Source organism: Nonomuraea ferruginea (assembly GCF_039540635.1).
In the GTDB taxonomy this organism is placed as follows: Bacteria; Actinomycetota; Actinomycetes; order Streptosporangiales; family Streptosporangiaceae; genus Nonomuraea; species Nonomuraea ferruginea.
Window position 1 is genome coordinate 1 of record NZ_BAABFD010000062.1, and the last position, 895, is coordinate 895.

General features: G+C 62.6%; 1 pseudogene. It reads right to left on the minus strand.

The annotated features are described in order from the left end of the window. A pseudogene (locus ABD999_RS43785) lies at nucleotides 1–895 on the minus strand (DNA-directed RNA polymerase subunit beta); the annotation flags it as partial.

Here is an 895-nt window from a genome sequence, read left to right on the forward strand (position 1 = left end):
CGCCGACGCCGAGCTTCTTGTTGATCTTGTAGCGGCCGACCTTCGCCAGGTCGTAACGCTTCGGGTTGAAATACAGGTTCTCCAGCAGGGTCTGCGCCGACTCCTTGGTCGGCGGCTCACCCGGCCGCAGCTTGCGGTAGATGTCGAGCAGGGCGTCATCCTGACCCGCGGTGTGGTCCTTCTCCAGCGTGGCGCGCATGGACTCGTAACGGCCGAACCGCTCGAGAATCTGCTCGCTGGTCCACCCCAGTGCCTTGAGAAGCACGGTGACGGCCTGCTTGCGCTTACGGTCGATGCGCACACCGACGCTGTCGCGCTTGTCGATCTCGAACTCCAGCCAGGCACCCCGCGACGGGATGACCTTGCAGCCGAACAGATCCTTGTCGGAGGTCTTGTCGACACTGCGGTCGAAATAGACCCCCGGCGAACGCACCAGCTGCGAGACCACGACACGCTCGGTGCCGTTGATGATGAACGTGCCCTTCGGCGTCATGAGCGGGAAATCACCCATGAACACCGTCTGGCTCTTGATCTCACCGGTGGTGTTATTGATGAACTCCGCCGTGACGAACATCGGGGCGGAGTAGGTCATGTCCTTGTCTTTGCACTCGTCTACGGAGTACTTGGGCGGCTCGAACCGGTGGTCGCGGAACGACAAGGACATGGTCCCCGAGAAGTCCTCGATGGGACTGATCTCTTCGAAGATCTCTTCGAGGCCCGACTGGGTCGGGACGTCCTTGCGACCGGCCTGGCGAGCCGCCTCGACCCGGCCCTTCCACTTCTCGTTGCCGAGCAGCCAGTCGAACGACTCGGTCTGCAGAGCGAGAAGGTCAGGAACTTCGAGCGGCTCCTGGATACGCGAGAAAGAGACGCGACGGGGACCAGCGGGTACGGC